23 protein-coding genes are annotated in these 22,096 nt (G+C 63.3%); 17 read left to right on the forward strand and 6 right to left on the reverse strand.

Going from position 1 to position 22,096, the window contains the following annotated elements:
- Nucleotides 1–19: 19 nt before the first annotated feature.
- The 5 genes from KBX19_RS03045 to KBX19_RS03065 all read left to right on the forward strand — a co-directional run bounded on the left by KBX19_RS03045 (nt 20) and on the right by KBX19_RS03065 (nt 4,476).
- On the forward strand, nt 20–778 hold the full coding sequence (locus tag KBX19_RS03045; RefSeq protein ID WP_255997344.1) for a MerR family transcriptional regulator: 759 nt from the start codon (nt 20–22) through the stop codon (nt 776–778).
- 22 nt (nt 779–800) lie between these two features.
- Complete coding sequence (gene ligA, locus KBX19_RS03050; protein ID WP_255997345.1) at nt 801–2,825, forward strand: NAD-dependent DNA ligase LigA; 2,025 nt, start codon at nt 801–803, stop codon at nt 2,823–2,825.
- Nucleotides 2,826–2,897: 72 nt separating this feature from the next.
- Nucleotides 2,898–3,296, forward strand: a complete 399-nt coding sequence (locus KBX19_RS03055; RefSeq protein WP_156774838.1) for a hypothetical protein — start codon at nt 2,898–2,900, stop codon at nt 3,294–3,296.
- A gap of 198 nt (nt 3,297–3,494) precedes the next feature.
- Nucleotides 3,495–3,974 carry a hypothetical protein gene (locus KBX19_RS03060; RefSeq protein WP_255997346.1) on the forward strand — a complete coding sequence of 160 codons (480 nt, stop codon included), beginning with the start codon at nt 3,495–3,497 and terminating at the stop codon, nt 3,972–3,974.
- Nucleotides 3,975–4,302: 328 nt separating this feature from the next.
- Nucleotides 4,303–4,476: a hypothetical protein gene (locus KBX19_RS03065; RefSeq protein ID WP_156774837.1), complete on the forward strand. Its 174-nt coding sequence runs from the start codon at nt 4,303–4,305 to the stop codon at nt 4,474–4,476.
- Between the two features lie 283 nt (nt 4,477–4,759).
- Here the strand turns inward: KBX19_RS03065 and KBX19_RS03070 are convergent, their stop codons facing one another.
- Nucleotides 4,760–5,434: an amino acid-binding ACT domain protein gene (locus KBX19_RS03070; RefSeq protein WP_255997348.1), complete on the reverse strand. Its 675-nt coding sequence runs from the start codon at nt 5,432–5,434 to the stop codon at nt 4,760–4,762.
- Between the two features lie 83 nt (nt 5,435–5,517).
- Here KBX19_RS03070 and KBX19_RS03075 point away from each other — a divergent pair, with 83 nt between their 5' ends.
- From KBX19_RS03075 to KBX19_RS03105, 7 genes are all read left to right on the forward strand, one after another.
- Entirely contained in the window at nt 5,518–6,657 is a 1,140-nt protein-coding gene (locus KBX19_RS03075; protein WP_255995161.1) for a cytochrome P450, read from the forward strand.
- Nucleotides 6,658–6,724: 67 nt separating this feature from the next.
- On the forward strand, nt 6,725–7,030 hold the full coding sequence (gatC, locus tag KBX19_RS03080) for an Asp-tRNA(Asn)/Glu-tRNA(Gln) amidotransferase subunit GatC (protein WP_255995163.1): 306 nt from the start codon (nt 6,725–6,727) through the stop codon (nt 7,028–7,030).
- Nucleotides 7,031–7,033: 3 nt separating this feature from the next.
- On the forward strand, nt 7,034–8,488 hold the full coding sequence (gatA, locus tag KBX19_RS03085) for an Asp-tRNA(Asn)/Glu-tRNA(Gln) amidotransferase subunit GatA (RefSeq protein WP_255997350.1): 1,455 nt from the start codon (nt 7,034–7,036) through the stop codon (nt 8,486–8,488).
- 5 nt (nt 8,489–8,493) lie between these two features.
- The gene (locus KBX19_RS03090) at nt 8,494–9,795 is read left to right on the forward strand and encodes an MFS transporter (protein ID WP_255997352.1); all 1,302 of its coding nucleotides are present in this window, start codon (nt 8,494–8,496) and stop codon (nt 9,793–9,795) included.
- 10 nt (nt 9,796–9,805) lie between these two features.
- Complete coding sequence (locus KBX19_RS03095; protein ID WP_255995166.1) at nt 9,806–10,837, forward strand: 6-phosphofructokinase; 1,032 nt, start codon at nt 9,806–9,808, stop codon at nt 10,835–10,837.
- 20 nt (nt 10,838–10,857) lie between these two features.
- Complete coding sequence (locus KBX19_RS03100) at nt 10,858–11,787, forward strand: NAD-dependent epimerase/dehydratase family protein (protein WP_255995167.1); 930 nt, start codon at nt 10,858–10,860, stop codon at nt 11,785–11,787.
- The gene (locus KBX19_RS03105; protein ID WP_255997354.1) at nt 11,784–12,365 is read left to right on the forward strand and encodes a GNAT family N-acetyltransferase; all 582 of its coding nucleotides are present in this window, start codon (nt 11,784–11,786) and stop codon (nt 12,363–12,365) included. The genes KBX19_RS03100 and KBX19_RS03105 overlap by 4 nt, the downstream gene beginning before the upstream one ends.
- Here KBX19_RS03105 and KBX19_RS03110 read toward each other — a convergent pair.
- The 4 genes from KBX19_RS03110 to nadA are packed head-to-tail and all read right to left on the reverse strand — an operon-like array spanning nt 12,362 to nt 15,685.
- On the reverse strand, nt 12,362–13,276 hold the full coding sequence (locus KBX19_RS03110; protein WP_005290463.1) for a PrsW family glutamic-type intramembrane protease: 915 nt from the start codon (nt 13,274–13,276) through the stop codon (nt 12,362–12,364). The two genes, KBX19_RS03105 and KBX19_RS03110, sit on opposite strands and share 4 nt — an antisense overlap.
- Nucleotides 13,276–13,836, reverse strand: coding sequence for a hypothetical protein (locus KBX19_RS03115; protein WP_156774835.1), 561 nt, complete (start codon nt 13,834–13,836; stop codon nt 13,276–13,278). Before KBX19_RS03115 ends, KBX19_RS03110 begins: the two co-directional genes overlap by 1 nt.
- 36 nt (nt 13,837–13,872) lie before the next feature.
- Nucleotides 13,873–14,724, reverse strand: coding sequence for a carboxylating nicotinate-nucleotide diphosphorylase (nadC, locus tag KBX19_RS03120; RefSeq protein ID WP_005290458.1), 852 nt, complete (start codon nt 14,722–14,724; stop codon nt 13,873–13,875).
- A gap of 7 nt (nt 14,725–14,731) precedes the next feature.
- Nucleotides 14,732–15,685: a quinolinate synthase NadA gene (gene nadA / locus KBX19_RS03125; protein WP_255995169.1), complete on the reverse strand. Its 954-nt coding sequence runs from the start codon at nt 15,683–15,685 to the stop codon at nt 14,732–14,734.
- 63 nt (nt 15,686–15,748) lie between these two features.
- Between nadA and KBX19_RS03130 the strand changes: the two genes are divergently transcribed.
- The 4 genes from KBX19_RS03130 to KBX19_RS03145 are packed head-to-tail and all read left to right on the forward strand — an operon-like array spanning nt 15,749 to nt 19,484.
- Nucleotides 15,749–16,261, forward strand: a complete 513-nt coding sequence (locus tag KBX19_RS03130) for a mismatch-specific DNA-glycosylase (RefSeq protein ID WP_255997356.1) — start codon at nt 15,749–15,751, stop codon at nt 16,259–16,261.
- Nucleotides 16,262–16,307: 46 nt separating this feature from the next.
- Nucleotides 16,308–17,303, forward strand: a complete 996-nt coding sequence (locus KBX19_RS03135) for a bile acid:sodium symporter family protein (RefSeq protein WP_050748818.1) — start codon at nt 16,308–16,310, stop codon at nt 17,301–17,303.
- 49 nt (nt 17,304–17,352) lie between these two features.
- Nucleotides 17,353–18,852 (forward strand): Asp-tRNA(Asn)/Glu-tRNA(Gln) amidotransferase subunit GatB, encoded by a 1,500-nt coding sequence (gatB, locus tag KBX19_RS03140; RefSeq protein ID WP_255997358.1) that lies wholly within the window; start codon nt 17,353–17,355, stop codon nt 18,850–18,852.
- Between the two features lie 2 nt (nt 18,853–18,854).
- Complete coding sequence (locus KBX19_RS03145; RefSeq protein ID WP_255997360.1) at nt 18,855–19,484, forward strand: DUF6226 family protein; 630 nt, start codon at nt 18,855–18,857, stop codon at nt 19,482–19,484.
- 42 nt (nt 19,485–19,526) lie between these two features.
- Here KBX19_RS03145 and KBX19_RS03150 read toward each other — a convergent pair whose 3' ends face one another.
- Nucleotides 19,527–20,930: a hypothetical protein gene (locus tag KBX19_RS03150; RefSeq protein WP_255997362.1), complete on the reverse strand. Its 1,404-nt coding sequence runs from the start codon at nt 20,928–20,930 to the stop codon at nt 19,527–19,529.
- A 69-nt stretch (nt 20,931–20,999) separates the two neighbouring features.
- On the opposite strand from KBX19_RS03150, the gene mgrA reads away from it, so the two are divergent.
- Nucleotides 21,000–22,067: an L-glyceraldehyde 3-phosphate reductase gene (gene mgrA / locus KBX19_RS03155; protein ID WP_255997364.1), complete on the forward strand. Its 1,068-nt coding sequence runs from the start codon at nt 21,000–21,002 to the stop codon at nt 22,065–22,067.
- Nucleotides 22,068–22,096: the final 29 nt, after the last annotated feature.

Raw genomic sequence — 22,096 nt, forward strand, 5'->3', positions numbered from 1 at the left:
CAAGGTTCACACTTGTCGTATGAGCTACTCCATCAGCGAAGTCGCAGACATTGTGGGCGTGAGCGCCAAGGCCTTGCGCCACTGGGAGAGCCTTGGCCTACTGGCACCAGAACGCACGAGTGCCGGCTACCGCGAGTACTGCGACGCGGACATCGAACGCGCGGCCGCAATCGCGCTCTACCGCGGTGTCGGCATCGCGCTCGAGAGCATCGCAATGCTTATCGACGCCCCCGCCCACACCCTTCACACTGCGCTCCTGAAACATCGTGACGTGCTGGGTGGGCAGCTCAGCGCCATGCGTGAGCAGATCGCTGCAGTGGACAAGTTGATTGCGCAATCTGAGAACGGGACCGTCGACATGGACGCCATGACGGCGTACCTCGGGAAGAAGATGCCGGAGTACCAGGAGGAGGCAGAGCAGCGCTGGGGTGACACGGCCGAGTGGGCTCAGTCCCAGGAGGTGTTGGCCGGCATGGGGGAGGAGGACTTTGCCCGTCTGCAGCATGAACAGGAAGAGTTCGCAGCTGATCTTGTCGCCGCCCGCGATGGCGGGGTCGCGCCGGGATCCGCGCAAGCGCGGCAGATCGTCGACCGACACCGGGCGATGATCGGCCAGTGGTACGAGGCGACACCGTCGCGCCAACTCATCCTCGCGCGGATGTACGTGGCCGATGCACGCTTCCACGATGCCTACGCAGGCGCGCAGGACTTTCTTCTCGAGCTGGTCGAGGCGCAGGCTGCTGCGGAAGGCGTTGACGTTAACGACCCTCAGTGGTGAGTCATCTCTACACTTGAATTCCGTGACTGAAGCTCAAGTTAGTGAAGATCTGTTGCGCCAGTGGACCGAGCTGGCGAAGGAGGTCCGCCACCACCGCGATCTCTACTACAACGGCGACCCCGTGATCACGGACGCGGAGTTCGACGAGATGTTCCGCCGGCTGCAGCAGCTGGAGGAGGATCACCCGGAGCTCGCTGTGCCTGACTCGCCGACAAAGGAAGTCGGCGCGGCACCCACGAGCACGGCATTCGAGGATGTCGAGCACCTTGAGCCGATGATGAGCTTGGACAATGTGTTTTCCGCCGAGGAGTTGTCCGACTGGTTGACCAAGACTCCAGGCCCGTATCTCACCGAGCTGAAAATCGACGGTGTGTCCATTGACTTGGTTTACGAAAACGGCCAACTTACCCGCGCTGCCACTCGCGGCGATGGCAGGGTGGGGGAAAACATCACCGCTAACGCCCGCGTCATCGACGACATTCCGCACGAGCTCACCGGTGACTTCCCGGCATTGTTGGAGGTCCGCGGTGAGGTGTTCATCCGCCCGGAGGACTTCCCGGAGCTCAACGAGCTGCGCCAGAAAGAGGGCGGCAAGCCTTTTGCTAACCCCCGCAACACGGCAGCCGGCGGCCTGCGTCAGAAGGATCCGGAGAAGGTCCGCAACCGTAAGCTGCGCATGATCTGCCACGGCATCGGCGCCCGCGAGGGGGTTGAGTTCTCCTCGCAGCATGATGCCTACGAGAAGCTCGCGGCGTGGGGTCTGCCCGTCAGTGAATACACCAAGCGAGCGGAGACTGCCGAGGAAGTGCAGAAAACCGTCGAGTACTGGGCCGATCACCGCCACGACGCGATCCACGAGATGGACGGCTTGGTGATCAAGGTCGACGATCTAGCTGCCCAGCGCCAGCTCGGCTTTACTTCCCGCGCCCCGCGCTGGGCGATCGCCTACAAGTACCCGCCGGAAGAGGTGACCACAAAACTCAAGGACATCGCCGTGTCCGTTGGCCGCACCGGCCGCGCTACGCCGTTCGCGGTGCTCGAGCCGGTGTTTGTGTCCGGATCGACGGTATCCATGGCCACGCTGCACAACCAGCACGAGGTCAAGCGCAAGGGCGTGCTGATCGGCGACACCGTCGTCGTCCGCAAGGCAGGGGAGATCATCCCGGAGGTCCTTGGCCCTGTCGCCGACCTGCGTGACGGCACTGAGAAGGAGTTCGTCTTCCCGGAGAATTGCCCGGTGTGTGGCACGAAGCTCGCTCCCGCCAAGGAAGGCGATGCTGACTGGCGCTGCCCGAACACCCGCTCGTGTCCCGCTCAGCTCGGCCAACGCTTGGAGTACCTCGCATCCCGCGGCGCGTTCGACATCGAAGCGCTCGGTGAGAAGGGTGCGCAAGACCTCATCGCTTCGGGCGTGCTTATCGACGAAGGCGACCTTTTCACCCTCACCGAATCCGACCTTGAGAAGTCCTCGGTGTACACCACCAAGGCCGGCACAGTGAACGCTTCCGGCAAGAAGCTGTTGGCCAATCTCGAGCAGGCCAAGGAAAAAGAGCTGTGGCGTGTCCTCGTCGCGTTGTCGATCCGCCACGTCGGTCCGACAGCTGCCCGGGCGCTCGCATCGCGCTACGGAAGCATGGGAAAGCTTCTCGACGCTTCCGTCGACGACCTCGCCGACACCGACGGCGTGGGCGGAATCATCGCCGAGTCGTTCAAGGAGTGGTTCGAGGTCGAGTGGCACCGCGACATCGTGCGCAAGTGGGGGGCCGCCGGTGTGAACATGGAGGACGAGGCCTCCGATCTCGAGCAGACCCTCGAGGGGTTGACGGTTGTGGTGACCGGATCGCTGGAGAACTTCAGTCGCGACGGTGCGAAAGAAGCGATCCTCTCGCGCGGCGGCAAGGCGGCTGGCTCCGTGTCGAAGAAGACTGACTACGTAGTGGTCGGGGAGAACGCGGGGTCCAAGGAGACAAAGGCGCGGGACCTTGGCATCACAATCCTCGACGAAGATCAGTTCCGGACACTCCTTGAGACCGGTGATGCAGAATAGCAAGGAGTAAATAATTGTGGCGAATGAGTGTTTCTGTTGTTGAAGTGACAAGTGTCTGGTAATTTCATGGGCATGAAGAAGAAGTTGCTTTCCCTTGTCATTGCTGGATCTCTCGCGACTGGAGCAGCGGTCTCGGTTCCGGAAGCCGATGCCCAAGCTCAAAGTAGCCTCGGTATCGCCCTCGCTGTCATTGCCGGAACTGCCGCAGTCGTCGGATTGGGAGTCGCTGCCTCGTCCGCCATGGATAACACTGCGGTGCCGCCGCAGCCAGAGCCCGAGCAGCCTCCGGTGCCGGAGGAACCGGTCGAGGAACAGCCTGCCGTTGAGCAACCCGCTGTCGGGCAGCCCGTTGTCGAGCAGCCTGTCGCCCCCGCTCAGCCTGCGGCGCCAATTGAAACTCCGCGTCAGCCCGTGCAGTCTGTTCAATCTGGCGCGACCGAGAAGACCCCCTTGGTTCCCGCCTACATCTAAACCGTATCGAGGTTAGTTAAAGGGCCCGGCTCCGGACTATCCGTACCTGGCCCTTCTGGCGCACTCGACGCACGCTGGCGAAATCTTGCAAATCGCTGAGTAAATGTTGATGAGCTGTTGACCGTCTGATAGATTCTGGATCGTTTAAAAGGAAACCTTCCACATCACGCACGCCCGATTAAGGGATTAAGGAATGAGATGAGAAATAAACTCGTTGCCGCCACCGTCGCTTGCACTTTGTGTCTGGGTAGCGTCGCAAACGTCGCTGCTGCTCCAGAGAGTCACGCCGACTCTCGCCGCATTGGTGTAATCATTGGTATCACCGCCGGCGCCCTGGCTCTCGCTGGATCCAGCTTCGCCGCGGGTGCCGCTTTGAGCTCTGAAGGTGGCTTCGAGCCGCCGCAGCCGCCTCAGCTGCCGCAACCGCCTCAGCTGCCGCAGCCAGCACCGGCCCCTGCGCCCGAGGAGGTGCCCGCACCCGCTCCGGAGCAGGCCCCGGCGCCTGCTCCGGAAGATGCCCCAGCGCCCGCGCCTGCGGATGCGCTTCAGCCGGCACAGCCTGTACAGCATCCCGCAGAAGCGCCGGCTCCGGCACAGGCGGAGGCACCCCGGCAGGAAATCGCATCCGTGAAGTCCGGTGCGACGGAACTTGCGCAGGGTATCGCCCGCTTCATCTAAGGCATTACCCAAAGGGGGATCGGGGCGGACGTGCTCGTTCGCCCCGCTGGTTTTCTGTCCGCCGCAGTTCCAAGCGCGCTTCGGCGCGCTTTTTGTTTATTTGCTGATTGTTACGCGACGATTCCTTACTTGTCGAGTGTGGAACATCAAAATTCTGACAGATCGGAAACGGATTCTATTGGCGTGGAACGCCGAGAACCGAGGGATCGTTTAGAGGCAGTCGAAACACGCGTCGCCGCGTTCGAATCAGTTGCGCCCCGTCACACGTCCTCCGGAGACTTCTGGGGCGTGGACGGCATCGAGTCCTTGAACCGGTCCAACGCGCCAAATGAAACGAGCCTCGGTTCCGTCGTCTTTGGGGGTTCTGTATGTCTTGGGCCGCGAGTGCTCCTACCAGTGGGAGCGCGGCGCTGACTCACTCATCGGTCACGGTTGGGACGAATCTGTCGAACGCATCGCCGCCATTACGCATCCCGTCCGTGGTGCGATCCTGCGTCGTTAGTTCCGCCGGTGCCGGCTACCACCACGTCGGCTCGCTTCATGACACTGGCTGGATCGCAAAGCTTGACGGTCGCTACGAAGTCCGCCGCTCCCGCGTTATCTCCCTGCTGACCATGAGCAGCGTCATTCTCGTCGTCTGTCTTTTGGCGCGAAGAGCGAGCTGGAATGGCGATGTCCCAGTGTTCATTTGGTGGTTGCTGGCTGCGTGGTCCGCTGTACTCGTCGGCATACAAGCTTCGCGATGGGGTAAGGCGGGCGTCTGCCTTAAGTAGACGTAGCTCGCGCTAGCGGACGAGCGCGCCCACAATCGCCCCCAGGTCCCCAATGTGTGTCACCTCGGAGGCGAGGAAGTCCGGCCCGCCAGTGCGGCCGATGACAAGGAAAAGGCCCGACGATGCCAGCGGTGTGATCGCCAAGGTGGAGTCCAGCAGCCACCAGGATTCGGGCACCCACGTGTCAATGTCGTCGCGGAGGATGCGGGCCTCGGGTGCGTCGATAAGCGCCGGCACAGAGCCGTCGTCCGCGGGAGCCGCCTGCGAGCCCGCAACGCGCTCAATCCCGTCCTCGGTCTCGCGCAGCACGACGGCCCACGAAGACGTCAACGCCTGCGGCATGACGGACACGAGTTCCTCCATGGCCTGCGGGAGGTTGTGGACTTGTCCTGCGACGCGCGCGAGCATTTCAACCTGACCGCGGCGATCGACGCGTCCCGTGAACGGACGAATGGAATCGACCTCAACGCCGTCGAGAGCAGCTGCGGCAGTGATGATCGAGTCGACCATGCCGCCGGTGGGAAGATCTACGACGATATCGTCGGTGACCACCGGCTGGCCGTCCACGTAGGTGGATTCCACGATATCCACGGATTTGATGTTCGCATCGGCCATGCCGAAAGCCTCCGCCAGCTCACCAAGGCTGCCAGGGGTATCGGGGAGGACGACGCGGATTAGGTAGGACATGGCCTCATTTATATCAACTCGCAAAATCGTGGGCGGGCGTACGATCGAGATTGAGACACACTCAACCGCATGAGAGGTACAAGATGCAGCCCCACGAACTGCACGAATCGACGCTTGCAGGAACCGAACCCCGACAATATGCAGACGCCCTCCACAGTGCTGGGAACAAATTGGCGAAGGACGGCGATGAGGTCGTTGTCGCCGGCCACGACCTCGCCCGCGAAGTCGCTGAGAATCCCGAACATTACTCATCCGCAGTGTCGCGCTTCATGCAGCTGCCCAACGGGCTCGACGGCGAGCAGCACGCTAAAGTCCGCGCAATGATCGAGCGCTACCTGGATGCCCCTGCAGTCGAAGGGCTCGAACCCGTTCTGCGGGAGATCGCACGCGAGATCATCAATGATGCGCTCGCGCACGGCACTGCAGATGCGGTAGGAGACCTGGGCACGCAGTACGCAGTGCGCGCGATGACGGCCTGGCTTGGATGGCCTTCTGCAGTCAACGACGAGCTCGTCGTATGGGTGGCAGATAACAACGCTGCCACCCGCTCCGGGCAACTCGAGCGCACGGCCGAAGTCGCACGGCGTTTCGATGACATTATTCGTTCCGTCGTCGAACCGTTGCGAGAGAATCCCGATGATTCTGTGACCTCACGCCTTGTTCACGACGAGAGTTTGGGGCGCCCGCTGGAGTTCGAGGAGGTCGTCTCCGTGCTCCGCAACTGGACGGCTGGCGATCTGAGCTCTATGGCCTACTGCATAGGGGTTATCGTGGAGGCCCTCCTCGCCCGCCCAAAGTTGCAGGAGCGTCTGCGTCAGGGTGTTTCTCGCGTCGAGTTCACCGCGATGGTCGATGAGATGCTTCGCGCAGACTCCCCGTTTGTGAGCAACCGCCGCGTCACCACGTGCCCGGTCTCCCTTGGCGGGGTCGATCTTCCTGAGGGGCAGCGCGTGCGCATTCACTGGACTGCCGCGAACCGCGACCCCGAGACTTTCTCTGACGTTGACGGCTTCGACCCCGAGGCGAACGCGGGGGAGAATCTGGTGTGGGGTGCTGGACCGCACGCCTGCCCCGGCAAGGAGCTTTCGGTGGTGGAGCTACAGGCGTTGATTGAGGAGCTGTGCGCCACGGCGGAGCTTTCGCCAGCAGGCGAGGGGGAGCGGGAGGTTCACCCGGTGGGCGGATGGGCATCGCTTCAGGTGCGGCTTACCGCTCGCGGATGATGAACCCAGCTTGACGTAAGATGAGGCGCGTTAACCACAACCCGAAGATTGAAGAAGGTGGGACAACGTGGCTGAAGCCTCAGGAATTTCCCGCGACGAGGTCGCAGGCATCGCGCGTCTGGCACGCATCGCCGTGAGCGAGGAAGAACTGGATCAGCTAGCAGGCCAGCTGGACACCATTGTGGAAGCCGTGTCAGCAGTGCAGGCCGTGGACACTGAGGGCGTGGAGCCGATGAGCCACCCGCACTCCATCGACGCGGGCATGCGCCCCGACATTGTGCGCCCCACCCTGACTCAAGAGCAGGCACTCGACCAGGCGCCAGAGGTCGAAGAAGACCGCTTCATGGTTCCGCAGATTCTGGGGGAGGAGTAAACAATGGCGAACTGGACCGAACTGTCCGCACACGAACTGGCAGAAAAGATCCAAGCTGGTGAGGTGACCTCCCACGAGATCACGCAAGCGTTCCTGGACAAGATCGCCGAAACTGACGGTGACATCGGCGCCTTCTTGCACGTCGGTGCAGATGAAGCGTTGCAGGTCGCTGATGAGGTCGACGCGCAGGTCGCCGCCGGCGAGAAACCAGCCTCCCCGCTGGCTGGCGTGCCGCTGGCGCTGAAAGACCTGTTTGTCACCACCGACGCTCCCACAACTGCGGCCTCGAAGATGCTCGAGGGCTACATGAGCCCGTACGACGCCACGATCGTGACCAAGATCCGCGAGGCAAAGATCCCGATCCTGGGCAAGACGAACCTCGACGAGTTCGCCATGGGCTCCTCGACCGAGAACTCCGCGTACAAGATCACCCGCAACCCGCACGACCTGGAGCGCACTCCAGGCGGTTCCGGCGGCGGCACAGCTGCAGCGCTGGCTTCCAACCAGGCTCCGCTGGGCATCGGCACCGACACCGGCGGCTCGATCCGCCAGCCGGCGTCGCTCACCGGCACTGTCGGTGTGAAGCCGACCTACGGTGCTGTATCCCGGTACGGCATGATCGCCAATGCCTCCTCCCTGGACCAGTGCGGCCCATGCGCCAACTCTGTTCTCGACGCGGCGCTGCTGCACGAGGTCATTGCCGGCCACGACGAGTACGACGCGACCAGCGTGGACCGCCCCGTCAGCTCTGTGGTCGAAGCTGCGAAACAGGGTGCGTCCGGCGACCTGTCTGGCGTCAAGGTGGGCCGCGTGAAGCAGTTCGGCGGTGAGGGCACTCAATCTGGCGTCGTCGAGGCTATCGACGCAGCATTCGCTCAACTGGAGAAGCAGGGCGCGGAGATTGTCGAAGTAGACTGCCCGAATTTCGAGCACGTCATGGGCGCGTACTACATCATCCAGACCTCCGAAGTTTCGTCGAACCTGGCCCGTTTCGACGGCATGCGGTACGGCCAGCGCAGGGGAGAAGGCTCTGCAGAGGAAGTCATGGCGCGCACCCGCGGCGAGGGCTTCGGTGACGAGGTCAAACGCCGCGTCATCCTGGGCACCTACGCACTTTCTGTCGGCTACTACGATGCCTACTACCTGCAGGCCCAGCGCATTCGCACGCTTGTTGCGCAGGATTTCCAGAAGGCCTTCGAACAGGTCGACGTGATTGCCGGCCCGGCCACCCCGACGACAGCTTTCAAGCTCGGTGACAAAGTGGATGACCCGCTGGCGATGTACAACTTCGACCTGTTCACGCTGCCGCTCAACCTCGCGGGCCTGCCCGGCATGAGCGTGCCTGCCGGCACCGCCTCCGACAGCGGCCTGCCGGTGGGCCTCCAGCTCATTGCGCCGGCCTTCGCCGATGAGCGCCTCTACCGCGTCGGCGCCGCTTTTGAGGCCGGCAGGGCGTAGGTTTCTTGCACGGTTCGCGGCCCTGGTTCGCGCTGTCGGCGCTGACGATCGGGTACTTCCTGATCATGTTCGATCAGGGCCTCATGCCGGTGATCACACCGCACCTTCCGGCTGAAGTGTCCGGCGCGGTGTGGCTCACCAGCATCTACCTGTTGTGCACGGTCGTGCCGATGCCGGTGACCGGCAGGCTGGGGGACAAGTACGGTCAGCGCACTGTCTACCTCGCTGGGTTGGGCACGTACGCAGCCAGCCTGGTGCTCGCGGCGGTGTCATGGTCGTGGCCGGTCATTGTGATAGCCCGTGCGCTGCAAGGCCTTGGTTCCGCGATTTTCCTGCCGCAGGCATTCGGCTTGATCAATCGCATTTTCCCTTCCGACGGCAGGGGTAAGGCATTCGGATTCTGGGGCGTTGTCGGCTCGGTCGGATCGCTGCTCGGCCCTATTGTTGGCGGAGTTTTCGTGGGCAGTTTCGGTTGGCGCTCAACCTTCATCCTGCAGGCCGGCATTGCCGGGGTCGGCCTCGTCCTGGCCGCCTTCTGGCTTCCGCGTCTCGCTCCAACTTCCGCACTCATCCCTGTCGGCGCTGCGGCGATGTCTTTCGTCGGCCTTGGCGCGTTGGTGTACGGCATCCACTTCGGCTCGTGGATCCCGCTGGTCGGGGGCGCGATCGTGGTGCTTTTCCTGGCGCGATCGTCTTCATTTGTTCCCCGTGAGCTCTACCGTGACCGCAACTTCGTCCTGGGCACCTCTGCCATTGTCGCCATGGGTTTCGCGGTCGCGGCGATGTTCATCCCGGTCATGTACTGGCTGCAAACCGTCGCAGGTGTCAGCGCACAGACCGCCGGCCTACTCACGGCCCCGATGTCGGTGGTGGCCATGCTGCTCACCCCGTGGGCCGGAGCGCTGTCAGACAAAATCAGCGCCAGACTTTTGTGCACTGCGGGCTTTGCGACGATGGTGGCCGCTCTCATCATCGCCTGGTCCATCACAGTTTCTGCTGCCGACTACCGTTGGTTCGCGCTTGTGACCGCGCTGTTGGGACTTGGCAGCGCCTTCGTCTGGGCGCCCAATGCCACCACGACGATGCGCAATGTGCCGGATTACGCCGCCGGGGCGGCCAGCGGGGTGTACAACACGCTGCGCCAGATCGGCAGCGTCGTCGGCGTGGCGTTGACCGGCGCAGTCCTTGCCTCCGGCCAGGTCGCTTCTACCGCTGGACCTGCGATCTTGCTGTCGGCGATCGTGCTGGCCATCGGGGCGGCCGCGTCGGTCTTTCTTCGTACGGACATCCCCGCGCAATCGCGCTAGTGTGGAGCGCATGCGCCTAGCCACTCTCACCTCCGGCGGCGACTGCCCCGGCCTCAATGCTGTCATCCGTGCCATCGTCCGTACCGCCAGCTCAGAATTCGGGTCCACGGTCGTCGGTTACCAGGACGGCTGGGTGGGTCTCATGGACGACCTGCGCACGGACTTGTACGACGACGCGTTCATCGACTCTATCCTGCTGCGCGGCGGCACGATCCTGGGCACCGGCCGCCTCCACCCGGATAAATTCAAGGCGGGCATCGACCAGATCAAGGCGAACCTCGACGACGCGGGCATCGACGCGCTGATCCCGATCGGCGGCGAAGGCACGCTCAAGGGTGCCAAGTGGCTCTCCGACAACGGCATTCCGGTGGTGGGCGTGCCGAAGACGATCGATAACGACGTCAACGCCACCGACTACACCTTCGGCTTCGACACCGCGGTGTCGGTGGCCACGGACGCGATCGACCGTCTGCACACCACGGCGGAATCGCACAACCGCATCCTCATCGTCGAGGTGATGGGCCGCCACGTCGGCTGGATCGCCCTGCACGCGGGTATGGCCGGCGGCGCGCACTACACGGTGATTCCTGAGGACCCCTTCGATATCGAGGACATCTGCAAGGCGATGGAGCGCCGCTTCCAGATGGGGGAGAAATACGGCATCATCGTCGTCGCCGAGGGCGCCGTGCCGAAGGAAGGCACGATGGACGCGGGACTTGGCGAAGAAGACGAATTCGGCCACAAGACATTCACTGGCATGGGCCAGATCATCGGCGACGAGATCCACCGCCGCCTGGGCTACGACGTGCGCACGACGGTGCTCGGCCACACGCAGCGCGGCGGCACGCCGACGGCCTACGACCGGGTGCTGGCGACACGTTACGGCGTGCACGCCGCGCGCGCGGCGCACGAGGGCAATTTCGGCACGACGGTCGCGCTGCGCGGCGAGGACATCACGCTCGTCCCGCTCGGCGATGCGGTGGAGAACCTCAAGCGCGTGCCGGAGCGCCGTATCCGCACGGCGCGGTCCATGTTCGGATAGCCGTCAGTTAGAATCACCGCGTGCGAACTCTCGTCACCGGCGGTGCCGGCTTCATTGGATCTCATCTCGTCGATCAGCTCGTCATGGCAGGCCACGAGGTCGCCGTGCTGGACAATTTGAGCAGCGGTCGGCTCGAAAACATCAGCCACCAGACTGCAGTCGAGCTCGTCGAGGGGGACGTGGGGGATAAGGGGCTAGCAGATGTCGTCGATAAGCTTGCTCCTGAAGTGATCTTCCACCTCGCCGCGCAGATCGACGTGCGCAAATCCGTCGAAGACCCGATCCTCGATGCGCAGGCGAATATTCTGGGCACGATCAATGTCGCGGAAGCCGCGCGGAAGGCTGGCGTGCGCAAGATCGTGCACACCTCGTCGGGCGGCTCGATTTACGGCACACCCAGCGAGTTTCCCGTCGACGAGTCCTTCCCGGTCGACCCGCACTCGCCGTATGCCGCGTCGAAGCTCGCTGGTGAGCAATACCTGGGCATTTATCGCCATCTGTACGGAATGCAAGCGAGTTTCATCGCGCCGGCGAATGTGTACGGCCCGCGGCAGAACCCGCACGGCGAAGCCGGGGTCGTGGCGATTTTCTCGGAGAACCTCTTGCATGGCCGTCCGACGAAGATTTTCGGCGGCGGCACGAACACGCGCGACTATGTTTACGTGGGCGATGTCGCGCGCGCATTCGTCCTCGCGGCGGGTGAGCGCGGCGACGGGGTGCGCTTCAATATCGGCACCTCTGTGGAGACGACTGACCGCGAATTGCACACGTTGGTAGCCAAACATGCGGGCGCGCCCGATGCGCCCCAGAATTTCCCGCCGCGGCTTGGCGACGTCCCCCGCTCCGCCCTCTCCGCCGCCCGCGCGAAGGAGATACTCGGGTGGGAGCCCACCGTCAGCCTCGACGAAGGCGTGGCACGGACCGTCGACTATTTCCGGAGGACGCAGTGAATTTTTGCGACAACCCCACCCTGAGCAACCAGTGGGTCACTCTCGAACCGTTGAGCCTCGATCATGCGGCGGCTCTGGCGTTAGCCGTCGGGGACTTGTGTGACCTGTGGTACCAGGACCACATTCCCACGCCTGGCGGCGTGCCGGAATACATCGAGAAGAACCTCGCCGATCAGGAGCGCGGCGAGCGCGCCCCGTGGGCGATCGTCGACCCGGCCGGCAACGCCATCGGCGTGACCACGTTCCTGCACCCGGATCCCGAGAACCGAAGCATCGAGATCGGGTCGACGTGGATCACTAAAGACGCTCAGGGTGCGCCGTTCAATAAAGCGGCGAAGCTCCTCATGCTGCAGCGCGCGTTCGAGGACCTGGGGTGCCTGCGCGTGGAGATCCGCACGCACTTCATGAACCGGCAGTCGCGCGCCGCGATCGAGAGCCTCGGTGCCAAGCTCGACGGGGTACTACGTCGCCACAAGATCCTCAAAAGCGGCCTCGTGCGCGACACGTGCGTCTACTCCATCTTGGACACCGAGTGGCCCGAGGTTAAGACCGCGCTTCAGGCGCGGCTGCGCGCTTAAGACCGCTGCCTGGCTTCTCGGGCTGAAACTTCCTCAACAGTCGCTGCGGAAGCTCCATGCGAGGCGGATTCAGTCCCCTCAGTCGTCTCCGCGATGTCTCGGCGGCCGATCTTGCGGGTGTGTAGGTAGAGCCAGATTCCGCCGATCCAGGTGAACGCAATGACCGCGATCAACGCCACCAGCGGGACGATCTCGCCGGGTAGCTCGGTTGAGGCGTTGAAGATCGAGTGAATGGCGAATCCGAGGAAGTACCAGATGACCAGTTGGCCGATGCGCCAGCCGAGAGATTTGTCCGTGCGGCACAAGAAGACGCCGAGGCCCCATGCCGAGAGACCGAGGTAGAGCGAGTGGCCCCATGGTCCAGGGACGGTCCGGGCGGCATACCCCATGAGCGAGCCCTCGACATCGGAGTTGAGGTTGTCGAGCGCCGCTTTCAAGATGTAGGTGGCGTTCTCCAGCGCCGCGAAGCCGAAACCGACGGCAATCGCGATGGTCACGGCCTCAATGGGGCGGCGGATGCGGAAGATCATGGTGCTCAGGATGAACACCGTGGCGAATTTGAATAACTCCTCGGCTGTGGGGCTCAGCAGAGCGAATCCCAAACTGCCCAAGCCCAGCCAATCCTTGAAGGCGATGATGGATTCATTCGTGGTCACTGAAGGGGCGCACAGAGCCATACCTGAGACGAACCCCGCGAAGATGAAGGCGGGAGAGGAATGAACAGGGCGACCCGGGTGGTTGCGCAGCAGAAGCCACGCCAGCAGTAACCACAGCGCCGCGAGCAATGCGCTCATTGCCGCGATCGTTGCGTTGAAGGGGAGCTGGCTGAAGTAGATAACCGACCAGACAGCGGAGGCGAGGAGGATCAGGATTCCTGCGATGCGGAGGATGAGGTTCATTTTGTCGGTCACTAGTCGCCCTCCGTTTCCTCGGAATCGTCAGCGGAACTATCAGTGTTCACGTCAGCGGAGTCGATCAAACGTTGGGCGAGCTCTTCTGCGTCGTCCCCGCCGAAAGAGAAGTAGCGGGTGGTCTGCCCGTCGGCAATGGAGACGGCCACGAGATGGCGTTCGGCGTCTGCCTCGGTGCGCTTCACATGCACGCCTTCACGCGGGGACCCGACGTTGCCGGTTTCCACGTTCCGGTCGAGTGTCACTCTGCGGTAGAAGCGGGCGAGGGCTTTCTCTGCGTTGTTGGGTGCCGGTTCGGAGCGGCCAAGAATGCGCGTCGAATCGCAATCCCACGCCTTCGTGCTTTCCGCGAAGCCCGCCGGGTTGCTGCACACAAGCTGCCCGCCGTTCTCGTCGGGCACGCCAATGCTGCCCAACTCCACAGGGTTGTCGGGCACCTGGGACTCTTCGGGTGTCGTGGTGGCGTCGACAACGCGCGGAAAGGCCAGCGCGGCGGCGACGAGGAATAAAAGAATAAGCCCGAGCACGATCGGTGCCCGGGAGGATTTCAAATCATTCATAACGCCGATCATGATACATAACGGCGGCTATCACTGCTATACGGCGTCCAGTCCGATGTCGAGGATGGCAACCGAGTGCGTGAGCGCGCCGACCGCGAGAAAATCCACGCCGGTCTCCGCGTAGGCGCGGGCTCGGTCGAGCGTCAATCCGCCCGAGGATTCCAGCTTCGTCCCGGGGGACAGGGCATCGCGCTTATCGACGGCTTCCCGTGTCGCCTCCACGCCGAAATTATCCAGCATGACCAGATCTGGTGTGAATGCCAGGACTGCTTCAAGCTGGCCGAGGTCGTCGACTTCAACTTCGCGGGGCAGGTCCGGGAAGGCGGCGGTGGTGCGCCGGTACGCTTCTGCCACGGTTCCGACGCTGGCAACGTGATTGTCCTTGATGAGAACGGCGTCGCCCAGGCTCATTCGGTGGTTGACTCCGCCGCCGCACCGCACCGCGTATTTAGCTAGGTCGCGGTATCCGGGCAAGGTCTTGCGGGAATCGCGGACTCTGGTGCCGGTTCCTGCGAGCTGTCGGGTCCACTCGTGCGTGCGGGTAGCGATGCCGCTGGCGTAGGTGAGCAGATTCAGTGCCGTGCGTTCAGCAGAGAGGATCGACCGCGCGGGGCCGGAGACTGTCGCGAGACGGTCGCCTGGCGCGACTAGGTCGCCGTCGGCCGCGTGGACCGCCACGTCGATGTCTGGGCTGACTTCGTGCATGGTCCACGCGACGGTGTCCAGGCCCGCGACCACGCCGGGTGTGCGTGGGACGACGATGGCGGTGAGGTGGGCGTCGGCGTCGACAGTCGCCTCGGTCGTGGCGTCGGGGCCGTGCGTGAAATCTTCCTCGAGGCCGAGGCGGATGAGGCGCAGCGCGGCGTCTTTATTCAGTGGTGCACTCATCCGCGGGTCACTCTCCGCTGCCCGGGTTGCCGATGGCGATCATGCGCTCCAGCGACTGGCGCGCCTTCGCGGCGGTCTCCTCGGGCACAGTGACTTCGTCGCGCATGTCCCGAAGGCTGGCCACGAGTTTCTCCGGGGTGATCATTTTCATGTATTTGCAGGAGGCCTGGGGGTTGACGGGCTGGAAGTCCGCCAGCGGGGATTTCTTCTGCAGTTGGTGGAGCATGCCCACCTCGGTAGCCACGAGGACTGTGCCTTCAGTGTCCCGGTCCGCCTGGTCCAGCATGCCGCCGGTGGAGAGCATGTGCACGCGCTCCGGGGCGATGACGCCCTCGCTGGCGAGATAGATCGCTGAATTCGCGCAACCGCACTCCGGGTGGATGTACAGGGGAGCATCCGGGTGCGCGGCTGCCTGGTCGGCGAGCTCCTTGCCGTTGATGCCGGCGTGCACGTGGCATTCGCCGGCCCAGATGCGGATATTCTCGCGGCCGGTTTGCCGTTTGACGTGCGCGCCGAGGAATTGATCCGGACAGAAGAGGATCTCTGCGTCGGGGTCGATGGAATTGACCACGTCGACGGCATTGGAGGACGTGCAGCACACATCGGTGAGGGCCTTCACATCCGCTGTGGTGTTGACGTAGCTGACCACCACGGCGCCCGGGTGCTCGGCCTTCCACTCGCGCAGCTGCTCGGCGGTGATCGAATCGGCGAGGGAACAACCGGCGGCTTCGTCCGGGATGAGCACGGTCTTGTCGGGGCTGAGGATCTTCGCGCTTTCCGCCATGAAGTGCACGCCGCAGAAGACGATGACATCGGCGTCCGTGTCGGCCGCAATCCGGGACAGCGCTAGGGAATCGCCGGTGAAATCCGCGATGTCCTGGATCTCCGGGATCTGGTAGTTATGCGCCAGAATAACGGCGTTTCGTTCCTTCTTGAGTTTTTGCACTTCATCGGTCCACATATGTTCAATGTAGCGCTCATGGCCGCAGTGAAATAACGGAATGCCGCACTAAGGTCGGAAAACATGCATGACCGGATTCCCAATCCTTGCCGTCTGCTCATCGTGGGCATCAATCCCGGAACGCTGTCCGAGGAAGTGGACGCGCCGTTCGCACACCCGGGCAACCGCTTCTGGCCTGCGCTCGACAAAGCGGGCATCACCCCGTACCGGGTGTACGCCAGCGAGGGGTTGTCGGAACAGGACGCAAAGATGCTCGCAGAGCGGGAGATCGGCTTCACCAACCTCGTTGCCCGTATGACACCGAAAGCGTCCGACCTGGCCACAGAAGAGTTGGTGGAGGGAGGGGAGAGGCTTGAGGCTGTCGTCGATAAGCATCGCCCTGGCGCCGTGATGTTCGCGGGCATCGGTGCGTACCGCGGCGCATTCGGGAGGAGGAAAGCGCAGCGCGGGTTGCAAAGCGGGATGATCGCGGGCGTGCCCGTGTGGGTGGTGGGGAATCCGAGCGGGCTGAACGCGCATGAGACCGTCGAATCGCTTGCGGCGAGCTACCGCGAGGTGTGGGAGGCAACGGCTTGACCCCCTGTTGCAGGAATCCCGCTATATGGACGCTATAGTCCACAGTATGGAATCTATGAATCTTGCCCAGAGCCGGCGCGCGGAAGAGCGCTCGGCGTTCGTCGCCACCCTCGGCTTCCCGTTGCTGGTGATCGCCGGCGGCGTGATCGGCTTCGCCGCGCCCGGGGTCGTTGAACCGATTTCCGGGTGGACGACGTGGCTGCTCGGCGTGGTCATGTTCGGCATGGGTCTGACGCTGACGGGCAACGACTTCGTGTTCGTGGCCAAGAAGCCTCTGCCGGTCGTGATCGGCGTGGTGGCGCAGTTCGTGATCATGCCGCTTGCTGCTGTCGCGCTGACGTGGGCGCTGCGCCTGCCGCCGGAGATCGCCGCGGGCGTGATCCTGGTCGGCTGCGCGCCGGGCGGAACCTCGTCGAATGTGGTCTCCTACCTGGCGCGCGGCGATGTCGCGTTGTCGGTGACCATGACATCGGTGTCGACGCTGCTCGCGCCGATCTTCACGCCGCTGCTCACCCTGTGGTTGGCGGGCGAGCACATGGATGTCAGCGCTGGGCCGATGGCGTGGTCGATCGTGAAGATGGTCATCCTGCCGGTCGGTCTCGGCCTGCTCGTCCGTTTGCTGGCACCGCGATTTGTCGCGGCGGTCTTGCCGGCGCTGCCGTGGGTCTCCGTGTTGGCGATCGCGGCGATCGTGGCCATCGTCGTGGCGGGCTCCCGCGACAAGCTCGCGCAGGCGGGGCTCATCGTGCTTCTCGCCGTCGTGCTGCACAACGGTCTCGGCTACATCCTCGGCTATGTCACCGGCAAGGTGACGGGCCAGCCGGAGGCATCCTCGCGCACGATGGCCGTGGAGGTCGGCATGCAGAATTCGGGTATGGCGGCCACCCTCGCCGCGGCGTATCTCAGCCCGCTGGCCGCGCTGCCGGGCGCGGTGTTCTCCGTGTGGCACAACATTTCCGGCGCGATCCTGGCGCTGCTTTTCCGCGCAAAGGACAAAAAGGAGCAGTCCGGGCAGCCAGACAAGGCGCAGGTGGAAGCGTAAGAGGAGCTATCGTCTCGGCGAAGGGCTAAGGGCACTACACTTGGCAACCATGACTGCGTACGACCTGATGGATTACAGCGACGTCCTGGAAAAGTACGACCCAGTGATGGGTCTCGAGGTGCACGTGGAGCTGTCCACGGAGACCAAGATGTTCTCCACCTCCTCGGCCCACTTCGGTGCGGAGCCGAATACCAATATCGACCCGGTGTCGCTCGGTCTGCCGGGCGCTCTGCCGGTGGTCAACGCCAAGGGCGTGGAATGGGCCATCAAGATCGGTCTGGCGCTCAATTGCAAGATCGCCGAGTCGTCCCGCTTCGCGCGCAAGAATTACTTCTACCCGGACCAGCCGAAGAACTACCAGATCTCGCAGTACGACGAACCGATCGCGCACGACGGCTACCTCGACGTCGTGCTCGACGACGGCACCGAGTGGCGCGTCGAGATCGAGCGCGCCCACATGGAGGAGGACACCGGCAAGCTGACCCACCTGGGTTCCGCGTCGGGCCGCATCTCCGGCGCGACGGCGTCTTTGGTGGACTGCAACCGCGCGGGCATCCCGCTGATCGAGATCGTGACCAAGCCGATCGTCGGCGCCGGGGAGCGCGCTCCAGAGGTCGCCCGTGCGTACGTCGGTGCGCTGCGCGAGCTGGTCAAGGCGCTCGGCGTGTCCGACGCGCGCATGGACCAGGGCTCGATGCGCTGCGATGCGAACGTCTCCCTGCGCCCCAAGGGCCAGGAGGAATTCGGCACCCGCACCGAGACGAAGAATATTAACTCGCTCAAGTCCGTCGAGCAGGCGGTGCGCTACGAGATGCAGCGCCACGCAGGTGTGCTCGAAGCCGGCGGAGAGATTGTCCAGGAGACCCGCCACTACCAGGAGACTGACGGCTCCACCTCCAAGGGCCGCCCGAAGGAGGAGGCGAGCGAGTACCGCTACTTCAACGACCCGGATCTGCCGCCGGTGATTGCGAAGCCGGAGTGGGTCGAGGAGATCCGGGCGACTCTGCCGGAGCTGCCGTGGGTGCGCCGCGCGCGCATCCAGGAGGAGTGGCAGCTGCCGGAGAAGGAATTCCGCGACCTGGTCAATGCTGGCGCGCTCGATCTCATCGTCGACACCGTCGAGGCAGGTACGACGCCGGACGAAGCCCGCGCATGGTGGGTGTCCTACATCGCCGGTAAGGCCAACGAGGCTGGCCGCGACTTGGACTCCCTCGGTGTCGAGCCCGCCGATGTGGCTCGGGTGGTGCAGCTGGTGAAGGAAGGCAAGCTGACCACCAAGCTTGGCCGTCAAGCCATTGACGGTGTCATTGCGGGTGAAGGCCGCGTGGACGAAGTCGTCGACAAGCGCGGGCTCGAGGTCGTGCGTGACGACGGCGCAATCGAAGCCGCAGTCGACGAAGCTCTCGCGGCGAACCCGGATATCGTGGAAAAGTACAAGGCCGGCAACACGAAGGTCACCGGCGCGATTGTGGGTGCGGTCATGAAGGCGACCCAGGGCAAGGCCGACCCTAAGTCGATCAACGAGATCATCGCGAAGAAGCTCGCGTAGCCGTGGAACGCTACCAGCGTCCGTACATCGGGCCTGTCGAGATTCGCGATGAGTCAGGGCGCGTAATTCCCTACGGACGTAGGTGGGAGGGTTCGCCGCCGGATGAATCCTACGAGCTGCTGACGCATCCGGAACGGTTCGCTCCGCTGCACCCTGTCGCTGACGCTCTGGTGGATTACCTCATTGCTCAATACAACGTGGCGGTAGATCACTACCCCCTGCTGGATTCTCTTCATCAACAGCCAGCTCCCACCGTGGTGCGTGCCGTGCGTTTGACACCGTTGGCACCGCAGACCGCGCCGTTGACTTTCGTCTATTCCGGTCTACCGGGCATTCATCTTCACGCCGGCGCGGTTTCCTGCTGGCCTTTCCCGTCCTGCGGTTGCGACGCCTGCGACGAGGTGTGGGACGAGGCAGCTGATCAGCTCGAGGAGATCGTACGACACGTGGTCAGCGGGCGCTTTGCCGAGCGTTTACGACACCAGGGATCGTCATGGTGCATGGAAAGCACTAACGTCTTTTCTGACGGCGACAGCTGGGCAAGCACCCAGGTCAACCGCGAGACGCTCGCAGATGTGCAGCGCCGTATGGCAGGTGTGCCCGAGAAGTGGCGCCCCTGGCCGCGGCTGTAACTTCGGTGGCACCCAGGGTAGGGCCGACTAAACGTCGACCTCCTACCTCGTGTCGGGGTTGACCGCGGGGAACTCGCCGGTCTTGTACATCTCTTCGTAGGACTTCCAGTGAATTTCATCGCCCGGGGTCTCGGGCGCGCCGTCGTAGGCATCCGATTCCGGGTCGAGAGCGGGGACGTCGGCTAGTGCGAAGTCGCTGGAGTCATCCGCGTCGAGATCAGCTGCGACCTCTTCCTGCACGGACTGCCACAATTCTTGGTCGCCGACATGGGAGTCGGATGCCAGTTCTTCGACCTCGGCCCGTTCCTCGTGCGTGAGGTCGTCCGAGTCCGGGTCGAGCTGTGTTTCCGCTAGCTCGGCGAGGCGCTCGCGGCGCCCAGCCTCATCCTTAATGTTCTGGCGGTCGCGGAACCACGCCACACCCATGATGATCGCCAGGATGAGACCGAGGTACCCCAGGACTGGGTAGACCCATCCGACCAGGTCCGCGAAGCCGATGAAGGACAGGGCGAAACCGATGAGCACGACGATGAAGTAGTAGGGGCGGAACTTCGCCGGTTTGTCGTGGCTGAGGCGACGGCCGAGCGCGTAGAAAAGACCGACGGCAGTGTTGTAAATCATCAGGTAGATGACCACGGAGACCACGGTGCCAACAGTTGGGTGCATGGAGTCGAAGACCTTTAGCAGCGGCAGGTCCGCATCCATGACGTGCTCCATGTTGAAGAAGAGCACGAACACCAAGATCATCAGCAACACAGCGAACATGATTCCGCCGAGCAGGCCGCCCTTGCCGGCCTGCGCCGGGTTGAGGTGGGAACCGGCGAACACCAGCATCATGGAGGCGTCCATGATGAGCACCAGCGTGGCGTAGTTGAGTGCGGTGACAAGCCAGTTACCGAAGGTTCCCGAAGCGTGCTGGTTCTGCTGCGCGAGCTCGTTGATGCTGCTGAGGTTGTCCGGCATGTTCATCACGGTGATCACGAACGCGCCGAGGAGACAGATGATCAGCAGCGGGGTGATGAAGGAGATCACGTTGGTGAGCTTGTCGATGTCCAACAGGCCCGACAGCAAGAGCAAAACCACCATGATCGCGGAACCGACCCAGGTGGGGAAGCCGAACTGCTGCTCCATGTTCGAGCCGGCACCGGCCACCATGACGAAACCGATGCAGAACAAGGTGAACATTGTGGTGATGTCCATGTAGCGCGCCACCCATGGGCGCGAGACGCTGCGGAAGACCGCACTGTGGTCCTCCGCTAGGTAGTAGGACCCGAGCTGGTAGATCCAGGCACTGAAGACGGCGATGGTCACACCGGCTACGGCGGCACCCACGATGCCCCAGTAGCCGAAAGAGAGGAAGTACTGGATGACTTCTTGTCCGGAGGCGAAGCCGGCTCCGACAGTCAGACCGACAAGGGCGAGCGCCATTTTGAATGATTTCTGCATGAAAAGCCTTATTTTGAGGGAGAATTCGAGCGGTCCGAGAGTACCAGATGTCTGGCACAATTGGTGAGCATGAGTTCTTACACAGCAGACCCTGACCGCTATGCCCGCGGAGGCGAGAACTGGTTCAGGCGGTGCGGCAACTCTGGGTTGAAACTGCCGCCTGTGTCGCTGGGGTTCTGGCACAACTTCGGCGATGACAAACCGCTAGAGACGCAGCGTGCCATTATGCGCCGCGCGTTCGACCGCGGTGTGACCCACTTCGATCTGGCCAACAACTACGGTCCGCCGAACGGCTCCGCAGAGATCAACGCCGGCAGGATCCTCCGTGAGGATTTCAGCAGTCACCGCGACGAGTTGATCATCTCGTCGAAAGCTGGCTGGAACATGTGGGACGGTCCCTATGGATTCGGCGGGTCCCGCAAGTACCTCATGTCGTCGCTGGATCAGTCGCTTGAGCGTCTCGGGCTGGACTACGTGGACATCTTCTACCACCACCGCCCGGACCCGGACACGCCACTGGCGGAGACGATGTATGCGCTGCGCGATATCGTCGCGTCTGGAAAAGCGTTGTACGTCGGCATTTCGTCCTACGGCCCCGAGCTGACAGAGGAAGCCGCTGAGTTGATGGCGGGGGAGGGGTGCCCGCTGCTTATCCATCAACCGAGCTACAGCATCTTCAACCGCTGGGTGGAGGATGGTTTGCTAGGCACGGCCGCCGAGAATGGTTTGGGCGTGATCGCGTTCTCGCCGCTGGCGCAGGGTCTACTCACCGACCGCTACCTCGACGGGATCCCGAAAGATTCCCGCGCGGCTGCGGGCAAATCCATTCGCGACGGAATGCTTTCCGAGTCCAACCTCGAGGCGGTGCGCAAGCTCAACGCTATCGCTGAGAAGCGCGGCCAGACGCTGGCACAAATGGCTATTGCCTGGGTTCTGCGCGACCAAGGCGAACGCAGTGTGACCAGCACGCTCATCGGTGCGTCCAGCGTTGCGCAGCTCGACGACAACCTCGACGCGGTGAATAATCTCGCGTTCAGCGATGAGGAGCTTTCGCTTATCGACGATATCTCCTCGACCGTCGACGGTACTTCCATCAACATCTGGGGTGGCGCTACAGCTTCACGCACACGCGGTTAGCTTCGCGGGTTTGGGGCCAGTGCTGGCCT

The sequence above is a fragment of the Corynebacterium sp. CCUG 71335 genome, assembly GCF_024454075.1.
In the GTDB taxonomy this organism is placed as follows: Bacteria; Actinomycetota; Actinomycetes; order Mycobacteriales; family Mycobacteriaceae; genus Corynebacterium; species Corynebacterium genitalium.